Source organism: Arenimonas malthae CC-JY-1, assembly GCF_000747075.1.
GTDB lineage: Bacteria > Pseudomonadota > Gammaproteobacteria > Xanthomonadales > Xanthomonadaceae > Arenimonas > Arenimonas malthae.
The window spans coordinates 1-26,245 of the sequence record NZ_AVCH01000104.1 but is presented as its reverse complement, the minus strand read 5'-3'; the positions used below and the strand labels follow the sequence as shown (position 1 = coordinate 26,245).

Sequence of the window (26,245 nt, the reverse complement as noted above, 5' to 3'; positions counted from 1 at the left end):
GGGCTACTGCCTGTTCGCTGCGCGTTCGCGGCAGGCCGCCGCGAATGCCTGGAAAGTGCCCAGGTAGAAGGGATTTTCCGTGACCCTCCACTCCGGGTGCCACTGCACCGCCAGCAGGAATGGGTCAGGCGCGTCCGGGCGGCCGCGGTCGAGCCGCACCGCCTCGACCAGGCCGTCGGGCGCCGTGGCTTCCACCACCAGGCCTTCGCCCAGGCGGCGGATGCCCTGGCCATGCAGCGAATTCACCCGTGCCTCGCGGCCGCCGGCGATGCGCGCCAGCAGCCCGCCTTCGGCCAATTCGACCACGTGCGAGGGCGCGTACTGCACGCCCAGCGGTTCGTCGGGATTTTCGCGGTGGTCGTCGAAGCCGGCGATGTCGTGCACCTTCTGGTGCAGGCTGCCGCCGAGGGCCACGTTCACTTCCTGCAGGCCGCGGCAGATCGCCAGCACCGGCAGGCCCAGCTCGATGGCCAGGGGCACGATGCCCAGGGTGGTGGCGTCGCGGGCGGGGTCGTGCAGGTTGCCCTCGAAGCTGGGCTCGTTTCCGTAATGGTGCGGCTCGATGTTGCTGTAGGCGCCGGTGAGCAGCAGCCCGTCGAGCGACCCGAGCAGCGCCCGCAGGTCCAGCGGCGGCGACAGCGAGGGCAGCAGGACCGGCAGGCAGCCCGCCCCGTCCACCACCGCCCGGATGTATTTCTCGCCCACGGCCTGGAACGGGTGGTGCCCGATCTGCTTTCGATCGCATGGCAGGCCGACCAGCGGGGCTCGACGCATACAGGGGCTCGGCGAAGGGATGCCCGACCTTACTCCCGGCGTTCGATTTTATCAACGCAAGGCCCCAAATGATGAGGATTCTTTACAAACGGGCGCCGGTGGTATGCTCCCGCCACCTCCGTGGATGCCCCGCCATGACCCAGCTCGCCCTGCCCGCCGCCGACGCCGCCGTGCTCGACCAGCTCAAGGACTGCGAGCAGGTCGACCTGCTGCTGCCCGACATGAACGGCCTGATGCGCGGCAAGCGCATTACCCGCGACGCGCTGGAAAAGGTCTACCGAGACGGCGTCTGCCTGCCGATGTCGCTGATCGCCACCGACATCACCGGCAACACCGTCGAGGAAACCGGCCTCGGCTACGACATCGGCGACGAGGACCGCATTTGCCGCCCGGTGCCGGGCACGCTGCGCCCGGTGCCCTGGCAGCCCCGCCCCGCCGCCCAGCTGCTGCTGCAGATGGAAGACGGCCAGGGCGGCCTGTTCGAAGCCAACCCGCGCGAAGTGCTCAAGCGCGTGGTCGAACGCTTCAAGGCCCTGGGCCTGACGCCGGTGGTGGCGGTGGAGCTGGAGTTCTACCTGCTCGACGCGGAGCTCGGCGCCGACGGCCGGCCGCAAACCTCGGTGAACCCGGCCACCGGCGAGCGCAACCGCACCACGCAGGTCTATTACATGCAGGACCTGGACGATTACCGCGGCTTCACCGACGCGGTCACCCGCGCCTGCTGCGCCCAGGGCATCCCGGCCGACACCGCGGTGGCGGAATACGCGCCCGGCCAGTTCGAGATCAACCTCAAGCACCGCGCCGACGCCGTGCAGGCCTGCGACGACGCCATCCTGCTCAAGCGCGCGGTGAAGGCCGTGGCGGCGCAGCAGGGCCTGATGGCCAGCTTCATGGCCAAGCCCTTCGTGGACCAGGCCGGGAGCGGCACGCACATCCACGTGAGCCTGCTCGACGCGGCCGGCAACAACGTGTTCGCCTGCACGCCCGAGGCGCCGTCCGACGCGCTGCGCCACGCGGTGGCCGGCCTGCAGCGCGCCAGCACCGACTGCATGCTGCTGTTCGCGCCGCACGCCAACAGCTACCGCCGCTTCGTGCTCAACGCCTTCGTGCCGCTCAACGACGCCTGGGGCTTCAACAACCGCACGGTGGCCATGCGCATCCCGCACAGCGACCAAGCCAACGTGCGCATCGAGCACCGCATCGCCGGCGCCGACGCCAACCCCTACCTGGTCACGGCGGCGGTGCTGGCCGGCATCCTGCAGGGGCTGGAGGACAAGGGCGACCCGGGCGCGCCGATCGTGGGCAACGCCTACGAGCAGACCGAACACCGCGAGCTGTTCTGGCGCGACACCCTGCGCGATTTCATGGCCAGCGACTTCGTGCTGCGCCACTTCGGCGAACGCTTCCGGCACATCTTCGGCCAGCAGAAATTGAAGGAACTGCGCAGCTTCCACCGGGAAGTCACCACGCTGGAAGTGGACTGGTACCTGCGGCAGGTCTGACATGGCCGTGCGCAACCCATCGGCGCACGTCGACTCCTGGTATTCGCGCAGCGCCACGCCGTCGCCGGCGCGGCCGCCGCTGCAGGGCCGCGACACCGCCGACGTGGTGGTGCTGGGCGCCGGCCTGACCGGCCTTTCGGCCGCGCTGGAGCTGGCCCAGGCCGGGCTGAAGGTGATCGTCCTGGAAGCCCGGCGCACCGGCTGGGGCGCCAGCGGCCGCAACGGCGGCCAGGTGATCTTCGGTTACGGCTGCGACCAGGCGAAGATCGCCGCCATGGTCGGGCGCGAGGCCTCGAAGGCGCTGTTCGACTGGTCGGTCGAAGGCGTCGACCTGGTGAAACAACGCATCGCCGACCACGGCATCGACGCGCACTGGCGCGACGGCCACGCCCACGTGGCCATCAAGCCGCGCCACGTCGCCGAACTGAAGGCCTGGCAGGCCGACCTGGCCGACACCTACGGCTACGGCGTGCAGTGGTGGGACCGCGAGCAGCTGCGCGCCCAGCTCGACAGCCCGCGTTACCTCGGTGGCCTGTACGACCCGCGTTCGGGCCACCTGCACCCGCTCAACTACACCCTGGGCCTGGCCCGCGCCGCCGAAGCCGCGGGCGTGCGCATCCACGAGGGCAGCGAGGTGCTCTCGCTGCAGCGTGGCGCCCGGCCCGTGCTGCGCACCGCGAAGGGCGAGGTGCAGGCCGGTTTCGTGGTGCTGGCCGGCAACGCGCTGGCCTACCGCATCGCGCCCGAGCTCGACGACAAGATCATGCCGGTGGGCACCTACGTGGGCGCCACCGAGCCGCTGGGCGAAGAGCGCGCGCAAGCCCTGATCCGCAACGGCATGGCCGTGGCCGACATCAACTGGGCGCTGGACTATTTCCGGCTCAGCGCCGACCACCGCCTGCTGTTCGGCGGCCGCGCCAGTTATTCCACCCTGCCGCCGCCGAACCTGGCCGGCACCATGCGTGCGCGCATGACGCGGGTGTTCCCGCAGCTGCGCGACGTGAAGTTCAATTCGGTCTGGGGAGGGCTGATCGACATCAGCCTCAACCGCGCGCCGCACTGGGGCCGGCTGGGCGACAACGTGTATTTCGCGCAGGGCTTCAGCGGCCATGGCGTGGCGGCCACGGGCCTGGCCGGGCGCGTCATCGCCGAAGCCATCCGAGGCCAGGCCGCGCGCCTGGACGCCTTCGCCCGCATCCCGCACCGCAACTTCCCCGGCGGCCGCGCCCTGCGCACGCCGCTGCTGGTGGCCGCGATGGCCTGGTTCAAGCTGCGCGATGCGCTCTGGTAAGCCGGCTCAGCGGAACTCGAACTGCTCGTAGCGAAGCTTGGACGCCGGAATGCCGTGCCGGGCCATTTCGGCGCGCACGGCGGCGAGCAGGCCGGCCGGGCCGCAGAAACGGATGGAAATTTTCGCGGCGCCCACCTGCCCCACCAGCCACTCGAAGCGCTCGCGGAATTCCGGCGCGCCCGGGCCGCCGGCCACCGGCACCCAGTCCACGCCGCGCTTGCGCGCCAGCGCGCCCAGTTCGTCCATGCCCGGGAACTCGCGCCCCGGCGTGTAGAAATTGAACAGCGTGACGCGGCCCAGTCCCTCGGCGCCATCGTCCTGCAGCCAGGCGATGAAGGGCGACAGGCCCACGCCGCCGGCGATCCACACTTCGAAATCGCCCGTGGCATAACGCTGGAAGCGGCCGAAGGGCGCGTATACCTCGGCGTGCATGCCCGGCGCCGCCTCGGCCACCAGCTTGCTGGTGTAGTCGCCGAGCGCGCGGATCACGAACTGCACGGGCTGGCCGGGGCCGCCGGCGCTGGCCAGGGTGAACGGATGCGGCTCGCGCAGGCCCGGCTGCAGCAGGCGCAGGAAGGCGAACTGCCCCGCCTCGAAGGCGATGCCGCGCCCCACCGGCGCCAGTTCCAGCCGCACCGAGGACGGGCCCGGCGTGACCGCCGTGACGCGGTACTCGGCATGGCGCGAGAAGAAGGGATACAGCAGCAGCTTCCACGCCGCGCCGGCGATGCCGAGCGCCGCGCACAGCGCCAGCCAGAGCCCCGCCGGCGACGCCAGCGCGATCGGCGACTTGAAGCTCAGCCAGTGCAGCACGACGATGAGGAACAGCGGCCCGGACAGCTTGTGCCACCAGCGCCAGGTGCCGTAGGGAATCTTGCGGTTGAGCGCCAGCAGCACGATCAGCCCGAGCGCCACGTAGCTCAGCTGGCGCACCAGCCGCGTCCAGTACGGCGGCAGCGGCAGGATGGACGCCGTTTCCCAGCCCGGCGCGCCGGCCTTGAACACCAGGTGCACCGAGGCCAGCGCGAGCGCCCACACGCCCAGCCACTTGTGCACTTCGTAAACGCGGTCGAGCCCGCCGAACAGGTCCTCGACCCAGCGCCAGCGCGCGCCCAGCAGCGCCGCCAGGCCCATCATGGCCAGGGCCGCCACGCCGGCGGCGAGGCTCAGTGCAGCGGTCGAGGCCCAGGTGGCGGCCGGCACCTCGGCCAGCACCAGCCCGGTGGAGACCACGACGATGGCAGCCAGGAAAGGGGCGGTGGTCAGGCGCATGAGAGGCCAATCCTTCGGGTTCCAAGCGTTGCGCAAAGACTGGACCCGTTCGACGGCCTGGCCCTTGATACGCATCAAGCAGGCCTGAGCCGACGGCCGGCGCCCGCCCCTTGACCCACGTCAATCCGGGAGTCTCGCCACGGGAGCAGTGTTTGGCTGCCGGACAAGTCCGGCCATCCCCCCCAAGGTGATCCCCATGAAAAAGACATCCGCGTTGTTGTTCCTGTGCCTGGGCTTGGCGACCGCGTTGCCCGCATCGGCACAGACCCCGCAGGACCCGTCGCCGGCCGGCGCGGCCCAGGACCAGGATCGCGACCAGGATCGCGACCAGGACCGTGACCAGGACCGCGACCAAGACCGCGACCAGGACCGCCTCCGCGATCCGGACCAGGACCGCGACCAGGACCGCACCCGCGATCGCGACATGATGTACGGCTACGACCTGATGACCGACGAAGAGCGTGCGACCTACCGCAACCACATGCGCAGCCTCGCCACCGAGCAGGAACGGCAGGCCTTCCGCACGCGGCACCACGAGCAGATGAAGGAGCGCGCCAAGGCCCGCGGCGTCGAGATCCCCGACGAGCCGCCGCAGGACCGCATGTACCGTCGCCAGGCCAGTCCGACTTCGCCGCCGGCCGCGCCGCAGCCCCCGCCGCCCCCCAAGCGCCGGAACCGCTGAAGCCCGCGCCACGGGAGGCGGCCAACGCTGCCTCCCGTGCTGCTCAGGCGTCGAGGTTGATCCAGGTGGCCTTGACCTCGGTGTACTTCTCGAAGGCGTGCAGGGACTTGTCGCGGCCGTTGCCGCTCTGCTTGTAGCCGCCGAACGGCGCGGTCATGTCGCCGCCGTCCCAGTAGTTCACCCACACGCTGCCGGCGCGCAGCTTGCGTGCCACGCGGTGGGCGCGGCCGAGGTCGGACGTGAATACGCCTGCGGCCAGGCCGTAGTCGCTGTCGTTGGCGATGCGCACGGCTTCCGCCTCGTCGTCGAAGGCGATCACGCTCAGCACCGGCCCGAAGATCTCCTCGCGGGCGATGGTGTGGCCGGGCTGCACGCCGTCGAAGATGGTGGGCGCCAGGTAGCAGCCGCCGGCCACGGTCTGCAGGCGCTGGCCGCCGATCACCACGCGCGCGCCCTCCTCCCGGCCCTTGGCGATGTAGTGCAGCACGCGTTCGGTCTGGGCCTCGTCCACCATGGCGCCCATGGGCGCGCCGGGCTCGAGCGGGTGGCGCGGCTGCATGCGCTCGCCGAACTTCGCCACCATCGCGACGAACTCGTCCTTGACCGAACGCTGCACCAGCAGGCGCGACGCCGCGGTGCACACCTCGCCCTGGTTGTAGAAGATGCCGCTGGCCGCGGCCTTGGCGGCGCGCTCGAGGTCGGGCGCGTCGGCGAAGACGATGTTCGGGCTCTTGCCGCCGCACTCCATGTAGGCACGCTTCATGTTCGACATGCCGGCGCACACCATCAGGTGCTTGCCCACCGCGGTGGAGCCGGTGAACACCAGCCCGTCCACGTCCATGTGCATGGCCAACGGCTCGCCGGCGCCGCGGCCGAAGCCGGGCAGCACGTTGAACACGCCGGCCGGGATGCCCGCCTCGATGGCCAGCTCGGCCAGGCGCAGCGCCGTGAGCGGGGATTTTTCCGAAGGCTTGAGCACCACCGAATTGCCGGTGGCCAGCGCCGGGGCCAGCTTCCAGCAGGCCATCAGCATGGGGAAGTTCCAGGGCACGATGGCGCCCACCACGCCCAGCGGTTCGCGCGTGACCAGGCCCAGTTCGTCCTGGCCGGTGGCGGCCACCTCGCCGTAGACCTTGTCGATGGCCTCGCCGGTCCAGGACAGGCAGCGTACCGAGGCGGCCACGTCCACCGAGAGGGCGTCGTCCACCGGCTTGCCCATGTCCAGCGCCTCGAGCAGGGCGAGCTCCTCGCCGTGCTCCTGCACCAGCTGGGCGAACTTCACCAGCACCTTCTTGCGGTGCGTGGGGCGGGCATTGGCCCAGCTGCCGGCGTCGAAGGCACGGCGCGCGGCGACGACGGCACGGTCCACGTCCAGCGAGCCGCATTCGGCCACCTTCGCCAGCACGCGGCCGTCGATGGGGCTGGTGCAGTCGAAGGTGCGGCCGCTGGCGGCGTCCACCCACTGGCCGTCGATGAAGGCCTGGTGGCGGATGGACAGCGCGGCGGCGCGCTGCTCCCAGTCTTCGCGGGTCTTGGGTCGGGTCATGGCGGCCTCAGAAGGTGGGCGGGGTGTTGGCGCTGACGATCACGGCGTCGTCGTCGCCGACGTTGCGGAAACGGTGCGGCTGGCGGCTTTCGAAGTAATAGGCCTCGCCGGGGCCGAGCACGCGCACCTGGTCGCCGACGGTGATTTCCACCTGCCCCTGCACGACGACCCCGCCTTCCTCGCCGTCGTGGCTGAGCATGGCTTCGCCGGTGTCGCTGCCGGGCGGCATCACTTCGCGCAGCACGCACATCTGGCGGTTGCGCCGGTGCTGGCCGACCAGGAAGTAGTGGATTTCGTTGTTGCCCACGTCGGGCTGCTCGTCGGCCGGGTAGAAGGGGCTGTCGCCGCCGTCGGCCAGGTCGAGGGTGAAGAAGTCGGCCAGGGAGATCGGGATGCCGTCGAGCACCTTCTTGAGCGAACTCACCGAGGGGCTGACCTTGTTCTGCTCGATCAGCGAGATGGTGCTGTTGGTGACGCCCACCCGCTTGGCCAGCTCGCGCTGGCTCAGCCCCTTGCTCTTGCGCACGGCCTGCAGCCGGATGCCGATGTCCAAGTTCGAATGCCTCGCCGCGGTTGCTGAATATTTAACGCCAATTGTAAAGTTTATTCAACGCTGCTAGCGTTTCACGCACCCCACGCCCTGCCCCGCGAGCCTGCCATGAGCCCCTCCGATCCGCACGCCGACGACGTCCTGGCCCAGGCGACCGAAACCCCGGAACGCACCGACGCGTTCTGGATGCCGTTCACCGCCAACCGCCAGTTCAAGAAGACGCCGCGCCTGCTGGCCAGCGCCGAGGGCATGTACTACCGCAGCACCGACGGCCGCGAGATCCTCGACGGCACCGGCGGCCTGTGGTGCGTCAACGCCGGCCACGCCCGGCCGCGCATCGTGCAGGCCATCCAGAAGCAGGCCGCCACGCTCGATTTCGCGCCCACCTTCCAGATGGGCCACCCGCTGCCCTTCATCCTGGCCGAGCGGCTGGCCGAGATCGCGCCGGACCCGCTCAAGCATGTCTTCTTCACCAATTCCGGTTCGGAGTCGGTGGACACCGCGCTCAAGATCGCCCTGGCCTACCACCGCGTGCGCGGCGAAGGCCAGCGCACCCGCCTGATCGGCCGCGAGAAGGGTTACCACGGCGTCGGCTTCGGCGGCATCTCGGTCGGCGGCATGGTCAACAATCGCAAGTTCTTCGGCGCCATGCTGCCGGGCGTCGACCACCTGCGGCACACGCTGGACCTGCAGCGCAACGGCTTCAGCCGCGGCCTGCCGCAGCACGGCGCCGAGCTGGCCGAGGACCTCGAGCGCCTGGTGCAGCTGCACGACGCCAGCACCATCGCCGCGGTCATCATCGAGCCCATCTCCGGCAGCGCCGGCGTGGTGCTGCCGCCCGAGGGCTACCTCAGGCGCATCCGCGAGATCTGCGACAAGCACGGCATCCTGCTGATCTTCGACGAGGTGATCACCGGCTTCGGCCGCGTCGGCAAGGCCTTCGCCGCGCAGCGCTTCGGCGTCACGCCGGACATGATCACCACCGCCAAGGGCCTGACCAACGGCGCGGTGCCCATGGGCGCGGTGTTCGCCTCGAAGGCCATCCACGACGCCTTCATGCACGGCCCCGAGGGCGCCATCGAACTCTTCCACGGCTACACCTACTCGGGCCACCCGCTGGCCTGCGCCGCGGCCCTGGCCACGCTCGAGGTCTATGCCGAGGAAGACCTGTTCGAGAAGGCCATCGAACTCGGCCCCTACTGGGAAGACGCCATCCACGCCCTCAAGGGCCTGCCCAACGTGGTGGACATCCGCAACTTCGGCCTGATCGGCGCGGTTGAGCTGGCCGCCCGGCCCGAGGGCGTGGGCCAGCGCGGCTACGAGGTGTTCAACCGGGCCTACCACCAGCAGAACCTGATGGTGCGCTGCACCGGCGACGTGATCGCCCTGTCGCCGCCGCTGATCCTGAACAAGGAGCACATCGACCGGATTTTCGACCGGCTGGCGGCTACCATACGCGCCACCGCCTGACCGGGCGGCCGCTCAAACCATCAGAAAGTACCGCCCCGGGAGGGCAGCTCCATGCTTATCGGCGTCCCCAAGGAAATCAAGAACCACGAATACCGCATCGGCCTGACCCCGGCCGGCGTCCGCGAACTGTGCGCGCAGGGCCACCAGGTGATGGTGCAGCGCGACGGCGGCAAGGCCATCGGCCTGACCGACGAGATGTACGAGAAGGCGGGCGCCAGCATCGTCGACAGCGCCGCGGCGATCTTCGCCAAGGCCGAGATGATCATCAAGGTGAAGGAGCCCCAGCCCGTCGAGTGCGCCATGCTGCGCCCGGGCCAGATCCTGTACACCTACCTGCACCTGGCGCCGGACCCGGACCAGACCGCGGCCCTGGTGAAGTCGGGCTGCACCGCCATCGCCTATGAAACCGTCACCGACCGCAAGGGCGGCCTGCCGCTGCTGGCGCCGATGTCGGAAGTGGCTGGCCGCATGTCCATCCAGGCCGGCGCGCACGCGCTGGAGAAGGCCCAGGGCGGCTCCGGCGTGCTGCTGGGCGGCGTGCCGGGCGTGAAGCCGGCGGAAGTGCTGGTGATCGGCGGCGGCGTGGTCGGCATCAACGCCGCCCGCATGGCCATGGGCCTCAACGCCCGCGTCACCATCCTCGACCGCTCGCTCGACCGCCTCAAGTACCTCGACGAGCTCTACGGCGACAAGATCACCACGCTCTACTCAACCCTCGACGCCATCGAGGAACTGCTGCCGCAGTCCGACCTGGTGATCGGCGCCGTGCTGATCCCGGGCGCCGCCGCGCCGAAGCTGGTGTCGCGCAAGCAGCTGGGCCTGATGAAGCCGGGCTCGGTGCTGGTGGACGTGGCCATCGACCAGGGCGGCTGCTTCGAGACCTCGAAGGCCACCACGCACCAGAACCCCACCTACGAGGTGGACGGCATCATCCACTACTGCGTGGCGAACATGCCGGGCGGCGTGGCCCGCACCTCCACCTTCGCGCTCACCAACGCCACCCTGCCCTACGCGGTGCAGCTGGCGAACAAGGGCGTGCAGGCGATGCTGGACGACCCGCACCTGCTCAACGGCCTGAACGTGCACGCCGGCAAGATCACCTACGAAGCCGTGGCCAGGGACCTGGGCTACGACTTCGTCCCCGCCGCCACCGCCCTCAAGGGCTGAGCCATGACCGACCTCCGCCGCGTCCCGCACTTCATCCACGGCCAGCCGCAGGAAGGAAGCTCGGGACGCTGGGGAGAGGTGTTCGACCCGGCCACCGGCGCCGTGCAGGCGAAGGTGGCCCTGGCCTCGGCCGACGATGTGTCGGCCGCGGTCGCCGCCGCGCAGGCGGCCTTCCCCGCCTGGGCGGCCACGCCGCCGCTGCAGCGCGCGCGGGTGCTGTTCAAGTACAAGGAACTGCTGGAGCGGCACGCCGATGAAATCGCCGCCGCCATCACCGCCGAACACGGCAAGGTGCTGGCCGACGCGCGCGGCGAACTGACCCGCGGCATCGAGGTGGTGGAGTTCGCCTGCGGCGCCCCGCAGCTGCTCAAGGGCGAACACTCGATGGACGTGGGCCGCGAGGTGGACTCGTGGAGCGAATACGCGCCGCTGGGCGTGGTGGCCGGCATCACGCCGTTCAACTTCCCCTGCATGGTGCCGATGTGGATGTTCCCGGTGGCCCTGGCCTGCGGCAACACCTTCGTGCTCAAGCCCAGCGAACGCGACCCGGGCCCGCCCATGATCCTGGCGCGCCTGCTCAGGGAAGCCGGCCTGCCCGACGGCGTGTTCAACGTCGTGCACGGCGACAAGACCGCGGTGGACGCCCTGCTCGACGACCCGCGCGTGCAGGCGGTGAGCTTCGTCGGCTCCACGCCCATCGCCGAATACATCTATGCGCGCGGCAGCGCCAACGGCAAGCGCGTGCAGGCGCTGGGCGGCGCCAAGAACCACATGGTGGTGCTGCCCGACGCCGACCTGGACCAGGCCGCCTCGGCCCTGCTGGGCGCGGGCTTCGGTTCGGCCGGCGAGCGTTGCATGGCCATCTCGGTGGCCGTGTGCGTGGGCGAAGCCACCGCCGACGCGCTGGTGGCCAGGCTCAAGCCCATGGTCGAGGCGCTGCGCGTCGGCCCGGGCTGCCAGGGCGAACCCGACATGGGCCCGCTGGTCACCGGCGCGCACCGCGACAAGGTGCGCGCTTACGTGGACGCCGGCGTGGCCGAAGGCGCGACGCTGGTGGTGGACGGCCGCGGCTTGCGCGTTCCCGGCCACGAGGCCGGCTTCTTCCTGGGCGGCTGCCTGTTCGACCACGTGACGCCGGGCATGCGCATCTACCGCGAGGAGATCTTCGGGCCGGTGCTGTGCGTGGTGCGCGTTCCCGATTTCGACGCGGCGCTGGCGCTGGTGAACGCGCACGAATACGGCAACGGCACCGCCATCTTCACCCGCGACGGCGACGCCGCGCGGCAGTTCGCGCACCAGGTGCAGGCGGGCATGGTCGGCATCAACGTGCCCATCCCGGTACCCATGGCCTTCCACAGCTTCGGCGGCTGGAAACGCAGCCTGTTCGGCCCGCTGCACATGCATGGCCCCGACGGCGTGCGCTTCTACACGCGGCTCAAGACCATGACCGCGCGCTGGCCCCGGGGCGTGCGCGACCCCGAGTTCGTCATGCCCACCATGAAATGAGCACGCCGATGCGCGGACGACCCTGGAAAAGGATGCTTCTCGCCACGGCGCTGCTGGCCGCCGCGTTGCCGGCGATGGCCGACAACGCCATCCTGCGGCTGCGCCAATTCCTCGATGCCCATGGTCGCCAGGACGGGCTGCCCAAGGGCGCGGAGGCCGTCGCCATCGCGCCGCACCTGAGCGCGGCACTCAACGCCGCGATCGAATCGGCACGCGCCGAACAGGCCGCTTTCGTCCGGGACAACCCCGGCGAAAAGCCCCCTTACATCGAAGGCAAGCTGTTCACCTCGGTGCTGTTCGAGCCGTTCACGGCGTATGCGCCGGTAATGCCAGCGGGTGGCTGCCCGGCGCCGCGCTGCGTGATCCGCGTGGATTTCGTCGACGCCGCGTCCAGCCCGGACGTGGCCTGGCACGACGAGTACGTCCTGGTGCTCGAAGACGACCGCTGGCGCATCGACGACGTCCATTTCCGCGGCGGTTTCGACTTCGGCAACCACGGCTCGCTGCGGGCCTCGCTTCCGGCGCCGGTGGCCCGGTAGCCGCGGGCCCACCTGCCCGCAGGAGCGGCTTCAGCCGCGGCCCATCCCACCCAGCATCCCGGGAAACGCCTGCACCAGCTTTTCCACCTTCGGCAGCGACACGAAGCGGATGTACGGCTGCCCCGGATTCTTCGCCGCGTAATCGTGGTGGTAGGCCTCGGCCACGAAGAACACGTCCAGCGGCTCGAGCGTGGTGGCCAGCGGCGAGGCGTACACGCCGGCGGCCTCCAACTGCGCCAGGTAGGCGGCGGCGACACGGCGCTGGGCCTCGTCGAGCGGGAAGATGGCCGAGCGGTACTGCGTGCCCACGTCGTTGCCCTGGCGGTCTTTCTGGGTGGGGTCGTGCGCCACCGCCATGAACACGCGCAGCAGCTGGCCGTAGCCAATGACCGCCGGGTCGTAGGTGATGCGGATGGCCTCGGCGTGGCCGGTGCCGCCCCCGCACACCGCCTTGTAGTTGGCCGTGTCGGCGCTCCCGCCGGCGTAGCCTGGCAGCACCTCGCGCACGCCCGCCAGTTGCCGGAACACGGCCTCGGTGCACCAGAAGCAGCCGCCGGCCAGCACCGCTTCGCCCCGGTCCTCGCCCGGCGCGAGCGCCAGCGCCGGCGGCGGAACCTCGGTGGCCGGGACGCGCAGGCCCAGGCCCGGCAGGTCGCAGGAAGACATTCGCGGGTTTCCTCTCAGGCGGGCGCCGGTTCTTCCAGCAGCGCCTCGGCGTCCTCGGGGCCGAACTCGCCCTCCCAGCGCGCCATCAGCGCGAGGTAGAGCAGCTTCTCGAACTCGGGCTGGAAGCGGCGGATCACCGAATCCGGGTCGGGCATCAGCTTGGCGTCGGCGATCAGGCCGAAGTGCACGGCGCCGTTGTAGCTCAGGATGGAAATGCCCAGGCCGATCGAACCGGTCTGCGGCACCCAGAACATCAGGTCGCTGATCTTGCTGCCGCCGAAATACAGCGGCACCTGCGGCCCGGGCACGTTGGTGGCCACGGCCGAGGCCTTGCGGCTGAACATTTCCAGCGCCAGCGCCTGCACCGGCGGCGGCGCCATGCCCACCGCCGCCAGCGCGCCGAAGGTGGCCACGGCCTGGCGCGACTTGCGCAGCACCTTCATGCACTCGGCCACGCGCGCCAGCCGGCGCATCGGGTTGGGCTCGCCCACCGGCAGGTCCAGGAACACCAGGCCGAAGTGGTTGCCCAACTGCTTGGCGTGCTCCAGCGGCCGCAGGTTCACCGGCACGGTGGCGCGGATGGTGATGCCGTCGAGCTGTTCGCCGCGCTCGAGCAGGTAGCTGCGCAGCGCGCCGCTGGCCGAGGCCAGCAGGATGTCGTTGACCGTGCAGTGCAGCGCCTGGCTCACCGACTTCACCTCGGCCAGCGACAGCGGTTCGGCCCAGGCCACGCGCTTGCTCACGCCCAACCGGCCCTTGAGCACGGTGTCCGGGTCGTCGGGCAGCGCCAGCGCATGGCCGATCTCGCGGGCGATCTCGACGCCTTCGTTGGCCAGCACCGCGGCCAGGGTCGGGTCGCGGTAGAAGTCCATGCCCTTCTCGAGCATCTTGTTGCCGAGCTTGACGTAGCGGTCGATGGCGCCGACGCGCTGCGCCACCGGCGCGTGTTCTTCCTTCCTGAGCCAGCGCTTGGCCAGTGCGGCCTTGCGCTTCTCGTCGAGCTGCATTTCGGTGAGCGAGAGCAGCACCTGCACCAGCGCGATGCCGTCGGCGTAACAGTGGTGGATGCGGGCGATCAGCGCCGAGCCGCCGTTGTAGCGCTCCACCAGGTGGAACTGCCAGAGCGGCTTGGACTTGTCGAGCGGCGTCGAGGCCAGCTGGCTGGTCAGGCGTTCGAGCTCGCGCTTGCCGCCCTTGCCCGGCAGCGCGGTCAGGTGCAGGTGCCAGTCGAGGTCGAAGTCGGCGTCCTCCTGCCAGAAGGCGCCGGTGGGGCCGTCCACCGCCTTCTGGCGGAAGCGCGGGTAGGACAGGAACTTCTGCTCGATGACCTTGCGCAGGGTCTTGATGTCGAGCGGGCTCTCGAGCATCAGCACGCCGGTGATCATCATCAGGTTGGTGGCGCGCTCCATGCGCAGCCACGCGGTGTCCACCCGGGACATCGGCGTCTTGCGGTGCTTCTTGCGGGCCTCGGCCATGCGTGCTCCCCCGGTACCCGGGCAGGATGCCGGCCGCGCCGTGCGGGCGTCAACGCTCGGCGGGCGGCTTGGTCTTGGGGCCGGAGTAGGCCTCGAGCGCGGCCTCGCGGCTGGCCTTGAGGTCCACGATCGGCTTCGGGGGGTAGTCCGGCGCCAGCCGGCGCAGCAGGTCGGCGTGTTCCCAGGGCGCCGACAGCGCCGCGTCGGGCAGCTTCGCCAGCTCGGGCACCCAGCGCCGCACGTACTTGCCGGCGGCGTCGAACTTCTCGGCCTGCGCCACCGGGTTGAAGATGCGGAAGTACGGCGCGGCGTCGGCGCCGGTGCCGGCGGTCCACTGCCAGCCCTGGGTGTTGTTGGCCAGGTCGGCGTCCACCAGGGTGTCCCAGAACCACTGCGCGCCGTGTTTCCAGTGGTAGCGCAGGTTCTTGGTGAGGAAGCTCGCCACCACCATGCGCGTGCGGTTGTGCATCCAGCCGGTGTGCCAGAGTTCGCGCATGCCGGCGTCGACGATGGGCACGCCGGTGCGGCCGCGCTGCCAGGCCGCCAGCAGGCGTGCGTCGGGGCGCGCCCAGCGGAACTCCCGGAAGCGCGGGTTCATGTTCTCCTGCGCCGTGTGCGGGAAGTGGAACAGCAGGTGGTGGCTGAATTCGCGCCAGCCCAGTTCGCTCAGGAAGTGGTCGATGTCGGGCTGCACGGCCGCCGGCCAGGCTTGCGCCAGCACGCGCGCGACGATGGTGCGCGGCGAGATCTCGCCGAAATGCAGGTGCGGCGACAGCTTCGAGGTGGCGATGCGGTCGGGGAAGTTGCGCTGCTCCTTGTAGCCGCGGGCAGCGCCGTCGAGGAAGGCGTCGAGCAGCTCGAGCGCGCCGGCTTCGCCCGGCACCCAGTGCTCCCAGAAACCCGCGTCCCAGCGGGGCTCGGGGCGCTGGGGCTCCAGGCGCAGGTCTTCCACGCCCAGGCCGGCCAGCATCGGCGGCAGTTCGGGCAGGCGCCTGGGCGCCCCGGCCGGCATCGTGGCGTCCAGGCGCTGGCGGGCGTTTTTCCAGAACGGGGTGAACACGCGGTAGGGCTCGCCCTGCCCCGTCTGCACGGTCCAGGGTTCGACCAGCAGCGCGGCGTTGTGGCTTTCCACGTGCAGGCCGCGCGACTTCAGGCCCTGCTTGATGCGGGTGTCGCGGGCGATGGACGCCGGTTCGTAGAGCCGGTTCCAGTGCAGCGCCTCGGCCTTGGTTTCGGCGATGAGCTTTTCGATCTCGGCCAGGCTGTCGCCCTGGCGGATGATGAGCCGGGAGCCGCGCGCGCGCAGGTCGGCGTCCAGCGCCAGCAGCGAACGGTGCAGCCAGGCGTGGCTGGCCGCGCCCGGCGCCCAGGGCGCCTCTTCATCGGGCGCATGGATGTAGACGGGCACCGGCGCCAGGCCGGCGTCGAGCGCGGCCTTCAGGGCCGGGTTGTCGGCCAGTCGCAGGTCGCGGCGGAACCAGACGAGCGCGTGGCCCATCTCAGCCCGCCCGCACCAGCGGCCGCACGGCCTGGAAACCGCCGTCGAGCGCGATCACCTGGCCGGTGACCCAGCCCGCCTCCTCCGACAGCAGGAAGGCGCCGAGCGAGGCGGCGTCGTTGGCTTCGCCGTGGCGGCCCAGCGGGTACTGCGCGGTGATGGCGCGCGCCGAGGCTTCGGTGGACAACATGCGGGCGGTGGCCGGCGTGTGCATCAGGCCCGGGGCGATGGCATTGACGCGCAGGCCCGCGGCGGAGAAATCCGCCGCCAGCGCGCGCACCAGGCCTTCCACGCCGCCCTTGGCCATGGCGATGGCCGCGTGGTTCGCCACGCCGATGCCCGCCGCCACCGAGCTGAAGAACAGCAGGCTGCCCGGATGCTCGGATTTCTGCACGCGCGGCGCGTAGGCCTTGGCCACGAAGAAGGCGCTGTCGAGGTTGGCGGCCATGCACTGCCGGTACTGCGCCTCGGTGGTGCGGCCGATCGGCGCCACCAGCACCGCGCCGGCGCAGTGCGCCACGGCGGCGGGCGGTGCGCCGAAGGCGTCGCTGGCTTCGGCGAGGGCGGCCTCGGCGCCTTCCTCGGTGCCGACGTCGGCCTGGATCACGAGGTCGCCCTCCTCCGCAGCCACGCGCGAGGCGTCGCGCGACACCAGCGCCAGCCGCCAGCCGCGCGCGCGCAGCAGTTCGGCCAGGGCGGTGGCGACGCCGCCGGAGGCGCCGGTGATCAGGCAGGTGCGCATGGGGTGTTCCTGGTGGCCGTGGATGGCCGCCAGCCTACCGCTTCGGGCCGTGTTCCGGTCGTGAACCGGCGGCCAGCGCGGCCCGCAGTTCCGTGGCCTGGCGGCGGATGGCGGCCAGTTCCTCCGACGGCTTCCGGCCCAGGTGCGTCCATTGCAGGGCCGTGCGCGGATGGCGGGCGAATCGCGCCTCGTGCCGGGCCAGGAAATCCCAGTACAGCGTGGTGTAGGGGCAGGCGCGCGGGCCGGTGGCCTCGTCGGGCCGGAAGCGGCAGCCGGCGCAGTGGTTGGACATGCGCTGGATGTACTTGCCCGAGGCCGCGTAGGGCTTGCTGACCATGCGGCCGCCGTCGGCGTACTGCGACATGCCCAGCACGTTCGGCAGCTCCACCCACTCCACCGCGTCCACGTACACGGCCAGGAACCATTCGTGGATGGCGCGCGGGCGCACGCCCAGCAGCAGGGCGAACAGGCCCAGCACCATCAGCCGCTGGATGTGGTGGGCATACCCCAGGTCCAGCGTCTGCCGCAGCGCGTCGCGCAGGCAGGCCAGGTCGGTGTCGCCGGTCCAGAAGAAGGCGGGCAGCGGTTCTTCGGCGCCCAGCGCGTTGTCGTCCAGGAAACCCGGCATGCGCTTCCAGTACAGGCCGCGCACGAACTCGCGCCAGCCCAGCACCTGGCGCACGAAGCCTTCCACGGCCTCGATGGGCGCGTGGCCCTGTTCCCACGCGCGCACCGCGGCCTGCACCACCTCGCGCGGATCGAGCAGCTTGAGGTTCAGCGCGACCGAGAGGCGCGAATGGTAGAGCCAGGGTTCGCCCTCCCACATCGCGTCCTGGTAGCGGCCAAACAGCGGCAGGCGGTGGCGGATGAAGTCATCGAGCGCGGCGCGGGCCTGGGCGGGATCCAGCGGCCAGTCGAAGCCGTCGAGGCGGCCGGGGTGGCTGGCGAAGCGCGTGGCCACGAGCGCGAGCACCCCGCGGGTGCGTTCGTCCGGCGGGAAGGCGCGCGGCGCCGGCAGCAGGCCCGGGCCGCGGCGGTCGAAGCTGCCGCGGTTGGCGGCGTCGAAGTTCCACTGGCCGCCGACCGGTTCCTTGCCGTCCATCAGCACGCCTTCGCGCTTGCGCAGCCAGCGGTAGAACAGCTCGAGCCGGAATTCGCGGCGCTTGCCGGCCCAGGCCTCGAAATCGTCGGCGTCGCAGTAGAAATGCCGGTCCGGGCGTTCCGCCCAGGCCACGCCGGTCTCGCGGCAGATGGCCGGCAGCGACTGCGCGAGCCGCCATTCCCCGGGCTTCACCGCCAGCACTTTGGCCGGGCGCAGCGCCGCCAGGTCGGCGGCCAGCGCCGCTTCCAGCGTGGGATGCGGGTGCTCGTCGAGCGCGCGGTAGTGCACGGTCCAGCCGCGGGCGCGCAGTTCGTCGCGGAAGGCGCGCATGGCGGCCAGGAACACGGCGATGCGCGGCTGGGTCGACCAGACCTGGGTGGCCTCGTGCGCCACCTCGGCCATCCAGACGGCGTCGGTGGCCGGGTCGAAGTCGTCGAACGCGGCCGAGCCGCGGTCGAGCTGGTCGCCGAGCACGAGCACGAGGTGGCGCAGGGAGGCTTTCATCGCGGCAGTCTGGCGCCGCGGCCGTGCAGGAAACGCCAAAGGCGGCCGGCCTACCCCACGCCGCCCACGTACTCGCGCGGGATGCGGCCGTTCAGTCCCACCAGGATTTCGTAGGGGATGGTGCCCGCCGCCTGGGCCACCTCTTCGCAGCGGATGCCGCGGCCGCCCTGGTGGCCGATGAGTACCACCTCGTCCTCGTTGTAGGCGGTGCCGGCCGGGCCGATGTCCACCATGAACTGGTCCATGCAAATGCGGCCGACGATGGGGTGGCGCTGGCCGCGGATGAGCACCTCGCCGCGCGAGGACAGCGCACGCGGGAAGCCGTCGCCATAGCCGATGGGCACCGTGACCACGCGGGTGTCGGTGGCGGGCGCCCAAGTGGCGCCGTAGCTCACCGGCTGCCCGGCCGGCACCACCTTGAAGTACACCACCTGCGAGACCAGCGACAGCGCCGGCCGCAGCGCCACCGTGGCGCGCGAGGCCGGATCGGGCAGCACCCCATAAAGCGCGATGCCCGGGCGCACCATGTCCAGGTGGGTGTCCGGGAAATGCAGCACGCCGCCGGAATTGGCCAGGTGCCGCAGCGGCATGGGCGCGCCGATGCGCTCGAAGTGCGCGCAGGCGTCCAGGAACCGCTCCAGCTGCCGCGCCGTCATGGGCGAATCGGGCTCGTCGGCGCAGGCCAGGTGCGAGTACACGCCCTTGACCCGGCACCAGCGCGAGGCCACCGCCGCCTCGATGAAGGGGCCGGCGTGGTAGCTGTGCACGCCGATGCGCTCCATGCCCGTGTCGATCTTCAGGTGCACGGTGGCGGGGCGACCCAGGGCCTCGGCCGCCGCCTCGACCTGGCGCAGCTTGTCGAGCGAGGAGACGGTGATCTCGAGGTCGTGGGCGATCAGCGCCGCCGCCTGCGGCCCGAAGATGCCGCCCATCACCAGGATCGGCAGGTGCACGCCGGCCTGGCGCAGCGCGATGCCCTCCTCCAGGAAGGCCACGCCCAGCTGCTCGACGCCTTGCGCCTGCAGGTGCAGGCCCACCGGCACCAGGCCGTGGCCGTAGGCATTGGCCTTGACGATGCCCATCACCGGCACCCCGGCGTGGGCCCGCAGGGCGCGCAGGTTGTGGCTCAGCGCGTCCAGGTCGACGCGGATGCGGGTGGGACGCGCGGTGTCGGTCATGCCGGGATTCTAGCCCGCGCCGCGCCGGCTTACTCGAAGCTGCCGACGCTGTCGCGGGCCAGGTTGTCGAAGCGGGTGTATTCGCCGAAGAACTTGAGCTTGATGGTGCCGGTGGGGCCGGAGCGCTGCTTGCCGATGATCACTTCGGCCAGGCCCTTGTCGGGCGAGTCCTTGTGGTAGTACTCGTCGCGGTAGATGAACATGATGATGTCGGCGTCCTGCTCGATGGCGCCGGATTCGCGCAGGTCGGCCATGACCGGGCGCTTGTCGGTGCGCGATTCCAGGCCGCGGTTGAGCTGGGACAGCGCGATCACCGGCACGTTCAGCTCCTTGGCCAGCGCCTTGAGCGAGCGCGAGATCTCGGAGATTTCCGTCGCGCGGTTCTCGCCGGTGCCCGGCACCTGCATCAGCTGCAGGTAGTCGATGACGATCAGGCCCAGGTCGTGTTCGCGCTTGATGCGGCGGGCCTTGGAGCGCAGCACGTCGGGCGACAGCGCCGGCGTGTCGTCGATGAAGACCTTCACGTCCGAGAGCATCTTGATGGCCATGTTCACGCGCGACCAGTCCTCGTCCTCGAGCTGGCCGGTGCGCAGCCGGGTGGCGTTGACGCGACCAATGGACGAGATCAGGCGGAAGGCCAGCTGCGAGGACGACATTTCCATCGAGTAGACGGCCACGGCCTTCTTGGTCTTGATGGCGCCGTACTCGGCGATGTTGAGCGCGAGGGTCGTCTTGCCCATGGCCGGGCGCGCCGCCAGGATGATCAGGTCGGACGGCTGCAGGCCGGCGGTCATTTCGTCGAGGTCGGTGAAGCCGGTGGGCAGGCCGGTGACGTTGCCCTGGTTCTCGTAGCGTTCCTGCAGGATCTGGAAGGCGTCCTTCATGGCGTCGCGCAGCGACACGAAGTCGGCGCGGCCGCGGCGGCCCTGCTCGGCGATCTTGAACACGCGCTGCTCGGCGGCCGACAGCACTTCCTGGCTGTCGCGCCCGTCGGGCTGGAAACCGTCGTTGACGATCTCGGTGCCGGCCTCGATCAGCTGCCGCAGCACGGCCTTCTCGCGCACGATCTCGGCGTAGGCCTTGATGTTGGCGGCGGAGGGGGTGCTGGAGGCCAGTTCGATGAGGTAACCGGTGCCGCCGATCTGCTCGGACAGGCCGTTGGCCTCGAACCACTCGCCCAGGGTGACGGCGTCGAAGGGTTTGTTCTTCTCGCTCAGGTCGCGGATGGCGCGGTAGATCAGCCGGTGGTCGCGGCGGTAGAAGTCGTGCTCGGTCAGGAAGTCGCCGACGCGGTCCAGCGAATCAGGCGCCAGCATCAGGCCGCCGATGACGGCCTGCTCGGCCTCCACGGACTGCGGCGGCACGCGCAGGGCGTCGATGCGGGCTTCGGTGCGTTGCGATTCGGGGCGTGCGGACATGGTCGCCTGGTTCTGGGGGCGCCTGGCGCCGGTGGATGGGACTCGGGTCGGCCATCGTAGCCATCCCCTGCCCCGTGCGTTAGGCATAAGCCTGTGTATAACCGGTGGGAATCTCACCCGGCGAGACGCCAGCCACCCCTTGAAACAACGGGGGCGCCGCAGCGCCCCCGTGGTGCCACGCGTGCCCGGGGCGGGCTCAGTGCACGCAGATCGCGTCGCCGGCGCCGCCCTTGCCGGTGCCGCCCTGCTCCTCGCAAAGCAGGATGAACAGGTTGCAGCTGCCGCCCTCGCCGTTGTCGGTGCAGCAGGTGATGGACTTGGTCTCGGTGCTGCAGTCGGCGGTCTCGTAGGCCTGCGGGTTGCCGTTCGGGTCGGTGGCCGGCGCGAACTTGCCCGGGGTCGGAACCGTCGTGGCGGGTGGCTTGCGCGTGGCCGGGACCGCCCGGGCCGGGCGCGGCGCCGGGGTTTCGGCGCGTTGGCGGGCGTCGATCTCGTCCGGCTCCACGCCCTGGGTGGCGGCGGGCGCCGTGGCCGGCTTGCGCACGGCGGTGGACGCGGCGGCGGTGGCGACGGCCGCACCCAGGGCGAGCGCGACCAGCAGGCGGGCAAGTGGTTTCATGGCCGTTCTCCTGTGTGGCGGGATGCCACAAGGACAACAACGCCCCGCGACCACGCGCTCGGCCATCCCGGGTCCCGGAAACACGAAGGCCGCCTTGCGGCGGCCTTCGCGGGAAACCCGGTCGCGGGGGCGATCAGGCTTCGGCTTCGACCAGCACCTTGACGCTGGTGTGGACGTCGGCGTGCAGGCGAACCTCGATCTCGAATTCGCCGGTGCGGCGCAGCGGGCCTTCGCCCATCACCACCTCGTTCTTCTCGAGCGGGAAGCCGGCGGCGGTGAAGGCCTCGGCGATGTCGCGCGGGCCGACCGAACCGAACAGCTTGCCTTCGGTGGAGGCATTGGCGGCGATGGTCACGGTGGCGCCTTCGAGCTTGGCCTTGCGGGCTTCGGCTTCGGCGTGCACGGCGCTGGCCTTGGCTTCGTACTCGGCGCGCTTGGCTTCGAACGCGGCCACGTTGTCGGCGGTGGCCGGCACGGCCTTGCCGTAGGGGATCAGGAAGTTGCGGCCGTAGCCCGGCTTGACCTTGACCTTGTCGCCCAGGCCGCCGAGGTTGACGACCTTCTGCAGGAGGATCAGTTCCATTTCATTTACTCCGTAACGTTAGCGGGGCGCGCGGCCCCGCAACTGTGGCTGTCCGTCAGGATCAGTTCTGGTGGTTGTCGGTGTACGGGATCAAGGCCAGTTCGCGGGCGCGCTTGATCGCGGTCTGCAGCTGGCGCTGGTACTTCGACTTGGTGCCGGTGATGCGGCTCGGGACGATCTTGCCGTTCTCGGTCAGGTACTGGCGCAGGGTGTTGAGATCCTTGTAGTCGATCTCCTTGACGCCCTCGGCCGTGAACTTGCAGAACTTGCGGCGGCGGAAAAACTTGCTCATGTCGGTCTCCTAGTCCCGGGCTCAGGCGGCGTCGGCGTCGGTGCCGATCGCGTTCTCGTCATCGTCGCGGCGCGGGCGGCGCTCGCCCTTCTCGTCCTTGCTCTTCATGATCAGGGACTGCTCGGTGACGGCCTCTTCGCGGGCGATGACCATGTGGCGCAGGACCGCGTCGTTGAAGCGGAAGCCGTCGACGAGCTCGGTCAGCACGGCCTTGCCGCACTCGATGTTCATGAGCACGTAGTGGGCCTTGACGAGGTTGTCGATGGCGTAGGCCAGCTGGCGGCGGCCCCAGTCCTCGAGACGGTGGATCTTGCCGTTGTCGCCTTCGATCAGCGCCTTGTAGCGCTCGACCATGGCCGGCACCTGCTCGCTCTGGTCCGGATGGACCATGAACACGATTTCATAGTGACGCATTGGATTTTCCTTGTGGATGCGGCCGCTTATTCGGCCTGGCAGCCCCCGGCGCGAGGCCGTGGAGCAAGGTCTCCCGGGGATCGGGAGCCGGCAATTATGCCCCGAACCGGCTTTTCCACGCAAGTCAGGCACTTGGGGGCGGGAAACCGGCTCAGGCGGCGCGGTCGGCCTTGGTGGAGAAGGACTCGCCGCAGCCGCAGGCGTCCTCGACGTTGGGGTTCCGGAACACGAACTGCTGGTTCAGGCCCTGGCTGACGAAGTCGATCTCGGTGCCGTCCACCTGGGGCAGGCTGGCCGCGTCCACCCGCACCGCGACGCCGTCGGTCTCGAAGACCGTGTCGTCCGGGCCCGGGGCGGTGGCGATATCCACGACGTAGGCGAAGCCGGTGCAGCCGGACTTGCGCACCCCGAAGCGCAGGCCGATGCCGCCCGGCGTCTCGGCCAGGTAGCTGCGGATGCGGTCGGCGGCGGCGGGGGTGAGCGTGATGGCCATGGCGGGGTCCGTGCTTAATCGGGGGCTGGCGGGAGGACAGTATATCGGCGCTGCGCGGACGCGCGCCTGCGGGTATCCTTGCCGTCTTCACCAGATTGGCCCGTCCGGGCAGGGATTCAAGGCATGGCAGTGGTCAGCGTGCAGCAGGCGCTCTCGGGCTCGGTGGCCCCGGGCAAGGAAGTCACGGTCCGCGGCTGGGTGCGCACCCGGCGCGACTCCAAGGCCGGGCTGAGCTTCGTCAACGTCAGCGACGGCTCCTGCTTCGCCCCGATCCAGGTCGTCGCCCCGGCCGACCTGGCGAACTACGAGGACGAGGTCAAGCGACTCACCGCCGGCTGCGCGGTCATCGCCACCGGCACCCTCGTGCCCTCGCAGGGCCAGGGCCAGGGCTTCGAGCTGCAGGCCACGGCCATCGAAGTGAGCGGCTGGGTGGACGACCCGGAAACCTACCCGATCCAGCCCAAGGCGCATTCGCTGGAGTTCCTGCGCGAAGTGGCCCACCTGCGCCCGCGCACCAACCTGTTCGGCGCGGTCACCCGCATCCGCCACTGCCTGGCCCAGGCCGTGCACCGCTTCTTCCACGAGCAGGGCTTCTACTGGATCAGCACGCCCATCATCACCACCTCCGACGCCGAGGGCGCGGGCCAGATGTTCCGCGTCTCCACGCTGGACATGGCCAACCTGCCGCGCACCGGCAAGGGCGAGGTGGATTTCTCCAAGGACTTCTTCGGCAAGGAAACCTTCCTCACCGTCTCCGGCCAGCTCAACGTCGAGGCCTACTGCCTGGCGCTGAGCAAGGTCTACACCTTCGGCCCGACCTTCCGCGCCGAGAACTCGCACACCACCCGCCACCTGGCCGAGTTCTGGATGATCGAGCCGGAGATCGCCTTCGCCGACCTCAACGACGACGCCAACCTGGCCGAAGCCTTCCTGAAGTACCTGTTCAAGGCGGTGCTCGAGGAGCGCGGCGACGACATGGCCTTCATCGCCGAACGCGTGCAGAAGGACGCCATCACCCGCCTGCAGGCCTTCATCGACGCGCCGTTCGAGCGCATCGACTACACCGAGGCGGTGTCGCTGCTGCAGAACTCCGGCCACAAGTTCGACTACCCGGTCGAATGGGGCCTGGACCTGCAGACCGAACACGAGCGCTGGCTCACCGAGGTGCACGTCGGCCGCCCGGTGGTGGTGATGAACTACCCCGAGCAGATCAAGGCCTTCTACATGCGCCTCAACGACGACGGCCGCACCGTGGCCGCGATGGACGTGCTGGCCCCGGGCATCGGCGAGATCATCGGCGGCAGCCAGCGCGAGGAGCGCCTGGACGTGCTGGACCGGCGCATGGCGCAGTTCGGCCTCGACCCGGCCCACTACCAGTGGTACCGCGACTTCCGCCGCTACGGCACCGTGCCGCACGCCGGCTTCGGCCTGGGCTTCGAGCGCCTGGTGGTCTACACCTGCGGCCTGGCCAACATCCGCGACGCCATCCCCTACCCGCGCGCGCCGGGCCTGGCGACGTTCTGAACCGGCCATGGAGACGGGCGCCGGTTCACTGCTGATCTTCCTGTTCCTGGGCCTGGCCGGTTCGGCCGGGCCGGCCCATTTCGGCTTCCGGGTCCTGGCCTTCCGGCACCAGCTCGACAAGGGCATCGCCTTCGCGCCGGGCACCGAGGACGGCGGCTGGGGCTACAGCTGGTGGCTGATGCGCTGGAAGCACCGCGCGGCCCGCGACCCTTCACTGAATTTCTTCGGCGGCATCACCGCCGGCAGCGGCTGGCTCACCCTGGTCGGCACCGCCGGCCTGCTGGTGCTGATCGGCCTGCAATGAGGACACGACCATGAGCGACGAAACCCCGCACGACAACGACCAATGGTGGCTGGCCGCCCTGCCCCGCATGCTGGTCTGGTCGCGCCTGCGCGTGCTCGACAGCGGCGTGGCCGAGGTCTTCGACTGCGACGGCCGGATCAACGTCTATGAAAGCGAGGACGTGGCGCGCGCCGCGCTGATGGACGCCGAGTTCCGCGCCCTCGACGGCATGGACGCCGACGACGCCGAGGCCTGGGGCCTGGACCTCGAGGAGCTGGAGCCGCCGCGCGGCGAGGACGACGAGGACCTGCGCGAGCGCATGATCCAGCCGCTCAAGAACCCGCTCACCGGCCGCGACTGAGCATGTACCGCCCGGGCGCGTTCGCCGAAACCGACCTCGCCGCGCTGGACTGGCTGCTGGCCCGCGACGCCTTCGCCACCCTGGTCACCTTCGACGGCCAGCAGCCTTTCGCCACCCCGCTGCCGGTGCTTTACGCCCGCGACGGCGACGCCGTGGAGCTGCGCGGCCACTGGTCGCGCGCCAACCCGCAGTGGCGGCACGGCGGCAACGCGCTGGTGATCGTGCACGGCCCGCAGGCCTACGTTTCGCCGGGCTGGTACCCGGACAAGCGGGAAAACAACCGCGTCCCGACCTGGAACTACGCCGTCGCCCACCTGCGCGGCCGTCTGGAAATCCACGAGGACCCCGGGTTCCTGGCCGCCGTGGTGGCCGACCTGAGCCAGCGCCACGAAGACGCCATCGGCAGCGACTGGCGCTACGAGCCCGAAAACCCGGCGCACGTGTCCCAGCTGCGCGGCATCGTCGGTTTCCGGCTGCGGGTGGAGCAGGTGGACCTGAAGTTCAAGCTCAACCAGAACCACCCCGCCGCCAACGTGCGGGGCGTCGCGGCCGCGCTGGCCGCCAGCACGCGCGAGGGCGACCGCGAGGTCGCCGCGCTGATGCTCGACCGCCTCGCGCGGCGGGAACCGGGGAACTGACCGCATGGCTTACGAACTGCAAGGCAAGCACGCGCTGGTGTGCGGCGGCTCCGAAGGCATCGGCCTGGCCGCCGCCGAAGCGCTGGCCGCGATGGGCGCCGACGTGACCGTGCTGGCGCGCCGCGCCGGCCGCCTGGCCGACGTGGCCGCGGCGCT

28 protein-coding genes are annotated in these 26,245 nt (G+C 70.5%); 12 read left to right on the top strand and 16 right to left on the bottom strand.

What is annotated here, in order from left to right; translation table 11 throughout:
* Window positions 1-3: 3 nt before the first annotated feature.
* Window positions 4-774: a gamma-glutamyl-gamma-aminobutyrate hydrolase family protein gene (locus N790_RS05310; RefSeq protein WP_043801713.1), complete on the bottom strand. Its 771-nt coding sequence runs from the start codon at window positions 772-774 to the stop codon at window positions 4-6.
* 134 nt (window positions 775-908) lie between these two features.
* Here N790_RS05310 and N790_RS05305 point away from each other — a divergent pair, with 134 nt between their 5' ends.
* Together N790_RS05305 and N790_RS05300 are read left to right on the top strand one after the other, a co-directional pair.
* The gene (locus N790_RS05305; RefSeq protein ID WP_043801711.1) at window positions 909-2,276 is read left to right on the top strand and encodes a glutamine synthetase family protein; all 1,368 of its coding nucleotides are present in this window, start codon (window positions 909-911) and stop codon (window positions 2,274-2,276) included.
* Window position 2,277: 1 nt separating this feature from the next.
* Window positions 2,278-3,567: an NAD(P)/FAD-dependent oxidoreductase gene (locus N790_RS05300; protein WP_043801709.1), complete on the top strand. Its 1,290-nt coding sequence runs from the start codon at window positions 2,278-2,280 to the stop codon at window positions 3,565-3,567.
* A 6-nt stretch (window positions 3,568-3,573) separates the two neighbouring features.
* Here N790_RS05300 and N790_RS05295 read toward each other — a convergent pair whose 3' ends face one another.
* Window positions 3,574-4,839: a ferredoxin reductase family protein gene (locus N790_RS05295; RefSeq protein ID WP_043801707.1), complete on the bottom strand. Its 1,266-nt coding sequence runs from the start codon at window positions 4,837-4,839 to the stop codon at window positions 3,574-3,576.
* A gap of 196 nt (window positions 4,840-5,035) precedes the next feature.
* Between N790_RS05295 and N790_RS15180 the strand changes: the two genes are divergently transcribed.
* Entirely contained in the window at window positions 5,036-5,521 is a 486-nt protein-coding gene (locus N790_RS15180) for a hypothetical protein (protein ID WP_156969946.1), read from the top strand.
* 43 nt (window positions 5,522-5,564) lie between these two features.
* On the opposite strand, the gene N790_RS05285 is transcribed toward N790_RS15180, so the two are convergent.
* Window positions 5,565-7,067: an aldehyde dehydrogenase gene (locus N790_RS05285; protein WP_043801704.1), complete on the bottom strand. Its 1,503-nt coding sequence runs from the start codon at window positions 7,065-7,067 to the stop codon at window positions 5,565-5,567.
* Between the two features lie 7 nt (window positions 7,068-7,074).
* Entirely contained in the window at window positions 7,075-7,620 is a 546-nt protein-coding gene (locus tag N790_RS05280; RefSeq protein ID WP_043801703.1) for a cupin domain-containing protein, read from the bottom strand.
* A gap of 105 nt (window positions 7,621-7,725) precedes the next feature.
* Between N790_RS05280 and aptA the strand changes: the two genes are divergently transcribed.
* The 4 genes from aptA to N790_RS15175 are packed head-to-tail and all read left to right on the top strand — an operon-like array spanning window position 7,726 to window position 12,299.
* On the top strand, window positions 7,726-9,087 hold the full coding sequence (aptA, locus tag N790_RS05275; protein ID WP_043801700.1) for an omega-aminotransferase AptA: 1,362 nt from the start codon (window positions 7,726-7,728) through the stop codon (window positions 9,085-9,087).
* A 51-nt stretch (window positions 9,088-9,138) separates the two neighbouring features.
* The gene (gene ald / locus N790_RS05270) at window positions 9,139-10,254 is read left to right on the top strand and encodes an alanine dehydrogenase (RefSeq protein ID WP_043801699.1); all 1,116 of its coding nucleotides are present in this window, start codon (window positions 9,139-9,141) and stop codon (window positions 10,252-10,254) included.
* A 3-nt stretch (window positions 10,255-10,257) separates the two neighbouring features.
* Window positions 10,258-11,760, top strand: coding sequence for a CoA-acylating methylmalonate-semialdehyde dehydrogenase (locus tag N790_RS05265; protein ID WP_043801696.1), 1,503 nt, complete (start codon window positions 10,258-10,260; stop codon window positions 11,758-11,760).
* 32 nt (window positions 11,761-11,792) lie between these two features.
* The gene (locus tag N790_RS15175; RefSeq protein ID WP_052385705.1) at window positions 11,793-12,299 is read left to right on the top strand and encodes a YqhG/Tai3 family protein; all 507 of its coding nucleotides are present in this window, start codon (window positions 11,793-11,795) and stop codon (window positions 12,297-12,299) included.
* 30 nt (window positions 12,300-12,329) lie between these two features.
* Here the strand turns inward: N790_RS15175 and msrA are convergent, their stop codons facing one another.
* The 12 genes from msrA to N790_RS05200 all read right to left on the bottom strand — a co-directional run bounded on the left by msrA (window position 12,330) and on the right by N790_RS05200 (window position 23,283).
* Entirely contained in the window at window positions 12,330-12,965 is a 636-nt protein-coding gene (msrA, locus tag N790_RS05255; RefSeq protein WP_043801694.1) for a peptide-methionine (S)-S-oxide reductase MsrA, read from the bottom strand.
* Window positions 12,966-12,979: 14 nt separating this feature from the next.
* The gene (locus N790_RS05250; RefSeq protein WP_043801692.1) at window positions 12,980-14,440 is read right to left on the bottom strand and encodes a WS/DGAT/MGAT family O-acyltransferase; all 1,461 of its coding nucleotides are present in this window, start codon (window positions 14,438-14,440) and stop codon (window positions 12,980-12,982) included.
* A gap of 49 nt (window positions 14,441-14,489) precedes the next feature.
* Window positions 14,490-15,938 carry a cryptochrome/photolyase family protein gene (locus tag N790_RS05245; RefSeq protein WP_043801690.1) on the bottom strand — a complete coding sequence of 483 codons (1,449 nt, stop codon included), beginning with the start codon at window positions 15,936-15,938 and terminating at the stop codon, window positions 14,490-14,492.
* Between the two features lies 1 nt (window position 15,939).
* Window positions 15,940-16,680, bottom strand: coding sequence for an SDR family NAD(P)-dependent oxidoreductase (locus tag N790_RS05240; protein ID WP_043801688.1), 741 nt, complete (start codon window positions 16,678-16,680; stop codon window positions 15,940-15,942).
* A gap of 34 nt (window positions 16,681-16,714) precedes the next feature.
* Window positions 16,715-18,286, bottom strand: a complete 1,572-nt coding sequence (locus N790_RS05235) for a cryptochrome/photolyase family protein (protein ID WP_043801686.1) — start codon at window positions 18,284-18,286, stop codon at window positions 16,715-16,717.
* Between the two features lie 50 nt (window positions 18,287-18,336).
* Window positions 18,337-19,464 carry an alanine racemase gene (alr, locus tag N790_RS05230; protein ID WP_043801684.1) on the bottom strand — a complete coding sequence of 376 codons (1,128 nt, stop codon included), beginning with the start codon at window positions 19,462-19,464 and terminating at the stop codon, window positions 18,337-18,339.
* A gap of 29 nt (window positions 19,465-19,493) precedes the next feature.
* The gene (locus N790_RS05225) at window positions 19,494-20,882 is read right to left on the bottom strand and encodes a replicative DNA helicase (RefSeq protein WP_043801682.1); all 1,389 of its coding nucleotides are present in this window, start codon (window positions 20,880-20,882) and stop codon (window positions 19,494-19,496) included.
* A gap of 196 nt (window positions 20,883-21,078) precedes the next feature.
* Entirely contained in the window at window positions 21,079-21,501 is a 423-nt protein-coding gene (locus N790_RS15170; RefSeq protein WP_052385704.1) for a hypothetical protein, read from the bottom strand.
* A 133-nt stretch (window positions 21,502-21,634) separates the two neighbouring features.
* Window positions 21,635-22,084: a 50S ribosomal protein L9 gene (gene rplI, locus N790_RS05215; protein ID WP_043801680.1), complete on the bottom strand. Its 450-nt coding sequence runs from the start codon at window positions 22,082-22,084 to the stop codon at window positions 21,635-21,637.
* 61 nt (window positions 22,085-22,145) lie between these two features.
* Window positions 22,146-22,376: a 30S ribosomal protein S18 gene (gene rpsR, locus N790_RS05210; RefSeq protein ID WP_026816203.1), complete on the bottom strand. Its 231-nt coding sequence runs from the start codon at window positions 22,374-22,376 to the stop codon at window positions 22,146-22,148.
* Between the two features lie 21 nt (window positions 22,377-22,397).
* Window positions 22,398-22,790 (bottom strand): 30S ribosomal protein S6, encoded by a 393-nt coding sequence (gene rpsF / locus N790_RS05205; RefSeq protein ID WP_043801678.1) that lies wholly within the window; start codon window positions 22,788-22,790, stop codon window positions 22,398-22,400.
* A 151-nt stretch (window positions 22,791-22,941) separates the two neighbouring features.
* Entirely contained in the window at window positions 22,942-23,283 is a 342-nt protein-coding gene (locus N790_RS05200) for a HesB/IscA family protein (protein ID WP_043801676.1), read from the bottom strand.
* A gap of 123 nt (window positions 23,284-23,406) precedes the next feature.
* Between N790_RS05200 and asnS the strand changes: the two genes are divergently transcribed.
* The 5 genes from asnS to N790_RS15515 form a co-directional block, all read left to right on the top strand.
* On the top strand, window positions 23,407-24,807 hold the full coding sequence (gene asnS, locus N790_RS05195; RefSeq protein WP_043801674.1) for an asparagine--tRNA ligase: 1,401 nt from the start codon (window positions 23,407-23,409) through the stop codon (window positions 24,805-24,807).
* A gap of 7 nt (window positions 24,808-24,814) precedes the next feature.
* Window positions 24,815-25,111, top strand: a complete 297-nt coding sequence (locus N790_RS05190) for a hypothetical protein (RefSeq protein ID WP_043801673.1) — start codon at window positions 24,815-24,817, stop codon at window positions 25,109-25,111.
* Window positions 25,112-25,121: 10 nt separating this feature from the next.
* A complete protein-coding gene (locus N790_RS05185) occupies window positions 25,122-25,451 on the top strand; it encodes a hypothetical protein (protein WP_043801670.1) in 330 nt (109 codons plus the stop codon).
* Window positions 25,452-25,453: 2 nt separating this feature from the next.
* Entirely contained in the window at window positions 25,454-26,089 is a 636-nt protein-coding gene (locus N790_RS05180; protein ID WP_043801668.1) for an FMN-binding negative transcriptional regulator, read from the top strand.
* 4 nt (window positions 26,090-26,093) lie between these two features.
* Window positions 26,094-26,245: SDR family NAD(P)-dependent oxidoreductase (locus N790_RS15515; RefSeq protein WP_156969945.1), on the top strand; the 152-nt coding region annotated here is incomplete at its 3' end.

Bases quoted from the DNA above. Each gene is read 5' to 3' on its own strand.
- N790_RS05295 (WP_043801707.1), bottom strand. From the start codon at position 4,839: ATGCGCCTGACCACCGCCCCTTTCCTGGCTGCCATCGTCGTGGTCTCC.
- N790_RS05240 (WP_043801688.1), bottom strand. From the start codon at position 16,680: ATGCGCACCTGCCTGATCACCGGCGCCTCCGGCGGCGTCGCCACCGCC.
- N790_RS05245 (WP_043801690.1), bottom strand. From the start codon at position 15,938: ATGGGCCACGCGCTCGTCTGGTTCCGCCGCGACCTGCGACTGGCCGAC.
- msrA (WP_043801694.1), bottom strand. From the start codon at position 12,965: ATGTCTTCCTGCGACCTGCCGGGCCTGGGCCTGCGCGTCCCGGCCACC.
- N790_RS05310 (WP_043801713.1), bottom strand. From the start codon at position 774: ATGCGTCGAGCCCCGCTGGTCGGCCTGCCATGCGATCGAAAGCAGATC.
- aptA (WP_043801700.1), top strand. From the start codon at position 7,726: ATGAGCCCCTCCGATCCGCACGCCGACGACGTCCTGGCCCAGGCGACC.
- rpsR (WP_026816203.1), bottom strand. From the start codon at position 22,376: ATGAGCAAGTTTTTCCGCCGCCGCAAGTTCTGCAAGTTCACGGCCGAG.
- N790_RS05185 (WP_043801670.1), top strand. From the start codon at position 25,122: ATGAGCGACGAAACCCCGCACGACAACGACCAATGGTGGCTGGCCGCC.
- N790_RS05235 (WP_043801686.1), bottom strand. From the start codon at position 18,286: ATGAAAGCCTCCCTGCGCCACCTCGTGCTCGTGCTCGGCGACCAGCTC.
- N790_RS05225 (WP_043801682.1), bottom strand. From the start codon at position 20,882: ATGTCCGCACGCCCCGAATCGCAACGCACCGAAGCCCGCATCGACGCC.
- alr (WP_043801684.1), bottom strand. From the start codon at position 19,464: ATGACCGACACCGCGCGTCCCACCCGCATCCGCGTCGACCTGGACGCG.
- ald (WP_043801699.1), top strand. From the start codon at position 9,139: ATGCTTATCGGCGTCCCCAAGGAAATCAAGAACCACGAATACCGCATC.
- N790_RS15170 (WP_052385704.1), bottom strand. From the start codon at position 21,501: ATGAAACCACTTGCCCGCCTGCTGGTCGCGCTCGCCCTGGGTGCGGCC.
- N790_RS05190 (WP_043801673.1), top strand. From the start codon at position 24,815: ATGGAGACGGGCGCCGGTTCACTGCTGATCTTCCTGTTCCTGGGCCTG.
- rplI (WP_043801680.1), bottom strand. From the start codon at position 22,084: ATGGAACTGATCCTCCTGCAGAAGGTCGTCAACCTCGGCGGCCTGGGC.
- N790_RS15175 (WP_052385705.1), top strand. From the start codon at position 11,793: ATGCTTCTCGCCACGGCGCTGCTGGCCGCCGCGTTGCCGGCGATGGCC.
- N790_RS05250 (WP_043801692.1), bottom strand. From the start codon at position 14,440: ATGGCCGAGGCCCGCAAGAAGCACCGCAAGACGCCGATGTCCCGGGTG.
- N790_RS05200 (WP_043801676.1), bottom strand. From the start codon at position 23,283: ATGGCCATCACGCTCACCCCCGCCGCCGCCGACCGCATCCGCAGCTAC.
- asnS (WP_043801674.1), top strand. From the start codon at position 23,407: ATGGCAGTGGTCAGCGTGCAGCAGGCGCTCTCGGGCTCGGTGGCCCCG.
- rpsF (WP_043801678.1), bottom strand. From the start codon at position 22,790: ATGCGTCACTATGAAATCGTGTTCATGGTCCATCCGGACCAGAGCGAG.
- N790_RS05300 (WP_043801709.1), top strand. From the start codon at position 2,278: ATGGCCGTGCGCAACCCATCGGCGCACGTCGACTCCTGGTATTCGCGC.
- N790_RS05305 (WP_043801711.1), top strand. From the start codon at position 909: ATGACCCAGCTCGCCCTGCCCGCCGCCGACGCCGCCGTGCTCGACCAG.
- N790_RS05180 (WP_043801668.1), top strand. From the start codon at position 25,454: ATGTACCGCCCGGGCGCGTTCGCCGAAACCGACCTCGCCGCGCTGGAC.
- N790_RS05285 (WP_043801704.1), bottom strand. From the start codon at position 7,067: ATGACCCGACCCAAGACCCGCGAAGACTGGGAGCAGCGCGCCGCCGCG.
- N790_RS05265 (WP_043801696.1), top strand. From the start codon at position 10,258: ATGACCGACCTCCGCCGCGTCCCGCACTTCATCCACGGCCAGCCGCAG.
- N790_RS15180 (WP_156969946.1), top strand. From the start codon at position 5,036: ATGAAAAAGACATCCGCGTTGTTGTTCCTGTGCCTGGGCTTGGCGACC.